This window comes from uncultured Slackia sp. (assembly GCF_944321625.1).
Lineage (GTDB): Bacteria > Actinomycetota > Coriobacteriia > Coriobacteriales > Eggerthellaceae > Slackia.
In genome coordinates this window covers 1-6,859 of sequence record NZ_CALUMA010000069.1, presented here as the reverse complement: position 1 = coordinate 6,859, position 6,859 = coordinate 1, and the positions used below count along the sequence as shown (strand labels likewise).

Here is a 6,859-nt window from a genome sequence, read left to right as displayed (position 1 = left end):
GGTGCCGCCGAGCTGGGCGACCTTCTGGATGGCGTAGATGGCAACGTTGCCGGAGCCGTGGACGACGACCTTCTTGCCTTCGAAGGAGTCGCCGTTGCACTTGAGGTACTCGTCCACGAAGTACACCACGCCGTAGCCAGTGGCCTCGGTGCGGGCGAGCGAACCGCCGGAGGGGAGGTCCTTGCCGGTGAGCACGCCGGACCACTCGTTGCGCAGGCGCTTGTACTGGCCGAACATGTAGCCGATCTCACGGCCGCCTACGCCCAGGTCGCCAGCAGGAACGTCAGTGTTGGGGCCGATGTGGCGGGAGAGCTCGGTCATGAAGGACTGGCAGAACGCCATGATCTCGCGGTTGGACTTGCCCTTGGGGTCGAAGTCCGAGCCGCCCTTGCCGCCGCCCATGGGCAGCGTGGTCAGGCTGTTCTTGAAAATCTGCTCGAAGCCCAGGAACTTGAGCATGCCCTGCGTGACGGTGGGATTGAAGCGCAGGCCGCCCTTGTAGGGGCCGATGGCGCTGTTGAATTCGACGCGGTAGCCGCGGTTGACGTGAACCTTGCCCTCGTCATCGGTCCAGGGCACGCGGAACGAGATGATGCGCTCGGGCTCGACCAGGCGCTCGAGGATGGCGTTCTCCTCATATTCCGGATGGGCGTCCAGGGCGGGCTCCAGGGTTTCCAGGACCTCGGTTGCGGCCTGGATGAACTCCGCCTCGTGGGCGTTCTTCGCCTTGAGGTCCTCAAGGACGCGGGAAGCGTAGGACATCGGTATTCCTTTCTCTGCGATAGGTGTTCTCTCTTTCGCAACATTGCACTTTATCACGATAGAGGGAATTTGTTTCACTCATGTAACGGGTATGTTTCGGTTGGTAGACGAATAGAAAGATACCATGGCGCGTAGGGCGCAAACCCTTACGGGGCTGAAGAAGATGTCGGAGCCGGGGATAGGCGCGTGCGCCAGATCCCAACATGTACTCTGTCAAAAGAACCATGCGTCCCAGAGATTGAACGTGTGGTGGAATGGGCATCGATACGGCAACGAACGCGCTCGGGATGCATATGGTGCGTTACTATAGGCAGGCAAAACGATGGGGGCGCCTTTTGTGATGGCGCTCTAGAGCGACAAGTTTGTCATCCGGAACAGGAGAGTTACATGGCGGAAGAGAAGAAGCGCGCGCTGCGAAGGGCGATTTGGATGGTGTTCGCGGCGTTCCTCCTGTTCGTCGCCGCGATGGGCGTTGTGTATTCCAAGCAGGTTGTTGCCGCCTCGCTCGCGGTGTGGACCGCGGTGCTTCCGCTGCTTTTGGGCTGCATCATCGCCTACGTGCTCAACCTCATCATGGGGCGGCTCGAGCGCATCTATTTCCCTAAATCCGAGAACAAGGTGGCGAATGCCACGCGCAGGCCCGTGTGCCTGATTCTTTCCATCGCCATCATCGCGGCCATCGTCGCCATCATCGTGAACCTGGTGTTTCCGCAGATCAGGGCGAGCTGGGATGTGCTTGAGAACGGCGTGATGATGGTCGCCCAGAACGCCTACTCGTGGGGCGAGCAGAACGAGGACGCGCTGCTGAGCGCCCTTGGAGCCGGCGGTCTGGATAACCTGCGGGAAAGCTTCACCAAGCTTTTCGAGAGCCTGTCCAGCGGCAGCAGCGAAGGCACTTCGCAGATTTCTTCCATCTTGACGACGGTGTTCTCGACGGTGTATTCCATTGCGCACGGCGTGTTTATCGGCATCGTCGCCGTGGTGTTCTCGCTGTACATCCTGATCGACAAGGAGCGCGTGATCAACGGCGCGCGCGCTGCTGTCGACCTGCTTCTTCCCCAGAAGGGCGCCCGCGCGGTGCGCCATGCCGCGCATGTGGCAAACGATAGCTTCTCCCGATTCATCACGGGGCAATGCATCGAGGCGGTCATCCTCGGCACGCTGTGCGCCATCGGCATGACCATCTTCGGTATGCCGTATGCGCCTGCTGTAGGAGCCTGCGTGGGCATGACTGCGCTCGTGCCGGTGTTCGGCGCATGGTTGGGCGGCGCCGTGGGCTTTCTGATGATCCTCACGGTGGATCCCATGATGGCCGTGTGGTTCGTCGTGTTCCTGATTATTCTCCAGCAGATCGAGTCGCACCTGATCTATCCCAATGTGGTGGGCGCCTCGGTCGGCCTGCCGGGCATCTGGGTGTTCGCGGCGGTGCTCGTGGGCGGTGCGCTGTTCGGCGTGCTGGGCATGTTCCTGGGCGTGCCCGCCGTTGCCACCGTGCGCACGCTCGTCATCGAGCGCGCCGCCAAGATGCGCGCCGCGAAAGCGCAGGCGGCAAAACTCGAGCGGGTTTCGACGGAAGAGAAGCCGTCCGAGGAGGGCGCTGTGCAGTAGCGGAAGGCGTTCTCTGCTCTTACCAAACCTTTGCATGCGTTTTTCTTGAGCCTCGCAATCGCGGGGCTTTTTGCTGTCACTTTGCATTTTTTGCTACCTCTTTGCATTTGGCGGCGTAATTGTTCAAGCCCCTTACACAACCTTCTTCATAAGTTGGCGCATCCCTCGAAAGCCTCTGACGAAGCGTTCCTACCATATGAACCCGTCGCCCGGTTTCGATGTCTTGCACGTGGCGGCCCTTTTGCTTCGGCGGAGCGCACCCGGTCCCGCGCCCCGCCGAGCATCGAAGGCCACGTGTGCGGGCGGCATGTCATTCGGACAAGAGGATTGAAGAGGAATACGCATCATGCAAAACATTGAAATCTCCCGCCGCAACTTTCTGAAGGGTTCCGCCGCAATCGCCGGATTTGCCGCCCTGGCCGCCATGACCGGCTGCTCGAGCTCCAATGGAAGCTCCGCCGCCGACTCCGGTTCGGGAGAGGCCGCCGCTTCTACCGACCCCATCACCTTCGTGTGGCTGCCCGATAACTCCTCCGCCGACCTTTCGGCCGCGCGCGAGGCTATGGGCGCCGCCGTTACCGCCGCCTGCGGACGCCAGGTGGAGCTGCTCACTACCACCGACTACAACGTGGCCATTGAGTCCATCGTTTCCGGCAACGCTCAGATGGCCTACCTTGGTGCCGAGGGCTACTGCCAGGCTCACGAGAAGAACCCGCAGGTCGTGTGCGCGTTTACCCAGAGCGACGAGGAGGGCGGCCTGGACGGCGCCTGCTACTACAGCCGCATCTGCGTGCGTAAGGAGGATGCCGATCAGTACAAGGACGGCGACTCCTACTCCATCCAGAACATCAAGGGCAAGTCGTTCTCCTTCGTGAGCGCCACTTCCACCTCGGGCTTCGCGATTCCTTCTTCTGCCATCGTGAGCGAGTTCGGCCTGGGGAGCTCTGATGAGCTGCTCGAGGGCGGCGCGTTCTTCAGCGAGGTGCTGTTCGGCAACTCCCATGCCGGCTCCATGGTCAACCTGCTCGCCGGCGACTGCGATGCCGCCGCGTTCGACGACGTTGACGTGGATATGTATCTGGAGCTTGTCGAAGGCGAGGAGAACACCGTGGGCGCCGTCTACCGCGCTCGCGAGGATGCCGAGGCTCCTGTCGACACCGTTGCCGGCAAAGAGTTCGTGATCATCCAGATCACCCCCGTCCTGAACGCGCCTTTCTGCTACAACACCGAGGCTCTCGACGAGGAGACCCGCACCAAGATTACCGAGTACTTCTGCTCTGACGCGGTCGCCAACGACCCGCAGATTTTTGTGGATCCCGAGGATGAGAACGCTTCCGGCATCTTCACCAAGGATTCTGACGCCATGGGCTTCGTGGAAGTCGAGGATTCCTGGTACGACCCGATTCGCAACGTGTAAAGAAACTCGTGGCTTGCCCGGCATCCCATGCGGGTGCCGGGCTTTCTCGCGCCCAGCTATCAACAGTCGCCCGGCCTGGCTCATAGTGCAGTCGTTTTGCCTCCCGCCGTGCTGAGTCTTGAGGTTATCCCGTCATTTTGACGCTAATTTCACCGTGAATCGCACTTTTTACCGTCAAAAAGACGGGATTCCTTAAGCGGGTGACGGTGCGGGGGAGTGCGAAAGGACGCGGGGATTGCGAAAAGCACGACAGGCGAAGGCCCGCGACGGATCGACGGCTGCAAGCTCTGGTCCGCATTAATCATTTCGAATGGAGATATACATGGCTGACGAGAATATCCTTCTGGATATCCGCGGACTCACCAAGTGCTACAAGGGCGATGCCAAGGCGCTCGACGACGTGTCGCTCAACGTGCGCCGCGGCGAGTTCGTGACCATCATCGGCGCTTCGGGCGCCGGCAAATCTACGCTTCTGCGCTGCATCAACCGCCTCATCGAGCCCACGTCGGGTTCGGTGGTCTTCGACGGGCGCGAGATGACCCAGCTGGGCAAGCGCGACCTGCGCCTCGCGCGCCAGCGCATCAGTATGATCTTTCAGCACTACAACCTGGTGTACCGCATGACGGCGATCGAGAACGTGCTGCACGGGCGCCTCGGTTACAAATCGACCCTCGCGGGCGCGCTCGGCCTGTATTCCGAGGACGAGAAGGCGCTCGCGTTCAAGGTGCTCGATCAGGTGGGCCTGGCCGATTTCGCCTACAAGCGCACCGACCAGCTCTCAGGTGGCCAGAAGCAGCGCGTGGGTATCGCGCGCGCCCTTGTGCAGGAACCCCTGCTCATGCTGTGCGACGAGCCCATTGCGAGTCTCGACCCCAAAAGCTCGCGCACAGTCATGGAGCGTTTGCGCTGGGTGGCCGACGAGCTGGGCATAGCGTGCCTGGTCAACCTGCATCAGGTGGATTTCGCGCTGGAGTTCTCGGACCGCATTGTGGGCCTGGCGAAGGGCCGCAAGGTGTTCGAGGGCACGCCTGACGAGGTGAACGAGGAGGTCATCCACACGGTCTACGGCGATGTGGACATCGAGGGTCTGCCGGGCGATCGCATGGTTCCCACCATCGTGCAGGCTGATGTGGCGGGCGGTGCCGCGGGCACCTCTAGCACCGGGGTGGCGTGATGCGCGCCCGTAAGCTGGCGGTAGAGGGCCCGGCATCGGCGAAGGCGAGCACGCGCCTCACCGGGACCAATGCGAGCCTTGCTGCTACTAACGCTTTCTTCCGCAAGAAAACGCTCGTGCTTCTAGCGCTTGTGATCGGCTTCTTCGTCATCAACGGCGTATCGGGCGCGTTCGTCGATTTCGACTTCGTGTCGGCCGTGGTGGATATCCCTGCCGGCATCGCCTGGATGGCTGCGGAATTCATGCCCACGGTGGATTCGCTCTCCAAGCTCGAATCCATTCTTCCGGCGCTTGGGTCCACCATCCTCGCCTCGGTGGCTTCGAGCTGCATCGCGGCGGTGTTCGCGTTCGTTCTCGCCGTATTGGGCAGCCGCACCACCGGCATCGGCGGCCCCACGTCGATCATCGTGCGCGCCATCGCGTCGATCTTCCGCAACATCCCCGTGGTCGCATGGGCGCTCGTCTTGCTGTTTAGCTTCAAGCAGAGCGAATTTACCGGCTTCCTCGCGCTCTTTCTCACCTCGTTCGGCTATCTGACCAGGTGCTTCCTTGAGACGATCGACGAGATGAGCACCGGTCCTATCGAGGCGCTTCGCGCGGCGGGAGCAACGTATTTCCAGATTGTGGTGCAGTGCGTCATGCCCATGTGCGTCACCTCGATCATCAGCTGGGTGCTCTACATGATTGAGACAAACATCCGCGACGCCACGCTGGTAGGCATCCTCACCGGCACGGGCATCGGCTTTGTGTTCGACGTGTACTACAAGAGCTTCCGCTACGACGTGGCGGGCCTCACGCTGGTGACCATCGTGCTCGTGGTGATCGCCTGCGAGACGCTTTCCAATTACATCCGAAGGAGGATCATGTAATGAGCGAGGCAACTTCTTCGGCCGTCCGCCGTTCGCGCTCCGGCAAGCTTCGCGTGCATGTGATGCATAAGGCCGATGCCGCTCTGTGGGTAGTAGTGGGCGTGCTCGCCGCGGTGACCGTGTTCGCCATGGCCATCATGGTCTACGGCAAGGTCAACTTCTTCGATGCGTGCGTCGCCGCGCTCGGCGACTTCTGGCAGATGATGTCTTCGCCGGGCCTCGCGGGGCACTTCACCGCCGAGGACATGATTGTGGGGCTGTTCGAGTCGCTTGCGCTCGCAGCGCTCACCACGTTCATCGGAGCCGTTATCGCGTTCGTGTTCGGCCTGTTCGCGGCCGTGAATCTGTCCAACAAGGCTGCCAGCAACGTCATCAAGATCCTGATGTCGATCTTTCGCGCGGTGCCCACGATTCTTTGGGTGCTCGTGTTCTCGGTGGCCATCGGGCTCGGGCCTGAGGCTGCGGTGGCGGGCCTGCTGTTCCATAGCATCGCCTACCTGGTGAAGGCCTATTCCGAGGCGTTCGAGGAGATCGACCCCGGCACGCTTGAGGCGCTGCGCGCATCGGGTGCCCGTTGGTGGCAGATCGTGTTCCAGGCGGTCATCCCCGCCAAGACCAACGAGCTGCTTTCCTGGACATTCATCCGCTTTGAGATCAACTTCGTGAACGCGGTTGCCGTGGGTGCCGTGGCCGGTGCGGGCGGCATTGGCTACCAGTTGTTCTTGGCCGGCAGCTTCTATCTGAACCTACACGAAGTGGGTCTCATTGTGTACATGTGCCTGGCCGTTGCCGTGGTACTGGAGATCATCGCCACCCAGCTGCGCAAACGCTTCATCGTGCAGCAGTAGCGGATGCGACGGTGGTATTCGAACGTGTCGCTTGAAGCGGCAACAATCGAGTAGGTCATTGGAGTGCCGCATGGGCCCCGGGGAGGGTGCCCGACGACACTTGGCGGCTCAAATCATTCACAAAGCAGAACGTCGGAGCATCGCGCATAGCGAGCGAAGCGAGCGGTAGCGATGCGGGTGC

Annotated in this window: 6 protein-coding genes; 5 read left to right on the top strand and 1 reads right to left on the bottom strand. The window is 61.4% G+C overall.

From position 1 onward, the window contains the following. Positions 1-762, bottom strand: a 762-nt coding sequence (locus Q0J60_RS06425; RefSeq protein ID WP_294439691.1) for a Glu/Leu/Phe/Val dehydrogenase dimerization domain-containing protein, incomplete at its 3' end; no start/stop codon positions are given. 387 nt (positions 763-1,149) lie between these two features. Here Q0J60_RS06425 and Q0J60_RS06420 point away from each other — a divergent pair. From Q0J60_RS06420 to Q0J60_RS06400, 5 genes are all read left to right on the top strand, one after another. Next, the gene (locus tag Q0J60_RS06420) at positions 1,150-2,370 is read left to right on the top strand and encodes an AI-2E family transporter (protein WP_294439688.1); all 1,221 of its coding nucleotides are present in this window, start codon (positions 1,150-1,152) and stop codon (positions 2,368-2,370) included. A 346-nt stretch (positions 2,371-2,716) separates the two neighbouring features. Further along, positions 2,717-3,787 carry a phosphate/phosphite/phosphonate ABC transporter substrate-binding protein gene (locus Q0J60_RS06415; RefSeq protein WP_294439686.1) on the top strand — a complete coding sequence of 357 codons (1,071 nt, stop codon included), beginning with the start codon at positions 2,717-2,719 and terminating at the stop codon, positions 3,785-3,787. 322 nt (positions 3,788-4,109) lie between these two features. Then, positions 4,110-4,961, top strand: coding sequence for a phosphonate ABC transporter ATP-binding protein (gene phnC / locus Q0J60_RS06410; protein WP_294439685.1), 852 nt, complete (start codon positions 4,110-4,112; stop codon positions 4,959-4,961). Further along, the gene (locus tag Q0J60_RS06405) at positions 4,961-5,830 is read left to right on the top strand and encodes an ABC transporter permease (RefSeq protein ID WP_294439683.1); all 870 of its coding nucleotides are present in this window, start codon (positions 4,961-4,963) and stop codon (positions 5,828-5,830) included. The genes phnC and Q0J60_RS06405 overlap by 1 nt, the downstream gene beginning before the upstream one ends. Beyond that, complete coding sequence (locus Q0J60_RS06400) at positions 5,830-6,678, top strand: ABC transporter permease (RefSeq protein WP_294439681.1); 849 nt, start codon at positions 5,830-5,832, stop codon at positions 6,676-6,678. Before Q0J60_RS06405 ends, Q0J60_RS06400 begins: the two co-directional genes overlap by 1 nt. Positions 6,679-6,859 lie beyond the last annotated feature (181 nt).

Coding starts and splice junctions, on each gene's coding strand:
- Q0J60_RS06415 (WP_294439686.1), top strand. CDS start 2,717: ATGCAAAACATTGAAATCTCCCGCCGCAACTTTCTGAAGGGTTCCGCC.
- Q0J60_RS06405 (WP_294439683.1), top strand. CDS start 4,961: ATGCGCGCCCGTAAGCTGGCGGTAGAGGGCCCGGCATCGGCGAAGGCG.
- Q0J60_RS06420 (WP_294439688.1), top strand. CDS start 1,150: ATGGCGGAAGAGAAGAAGCGCGCGCTGCGAAGGGCGATTTGGATGGTG.
- phnC (WP_294439685.1), top strand. CDS start 4,110: ATGGCTGACGAGAATATCCTTCTGGATATCCGCGGACTCACCAAGTGC.
- Q0J60_RS06400 (WP_294439681.1), top strand. CDS start 5,830: ATGAGCGAGGCAACTTCTTCGGCCGTCCGCCGTTCGCGCTCCGGCAAG.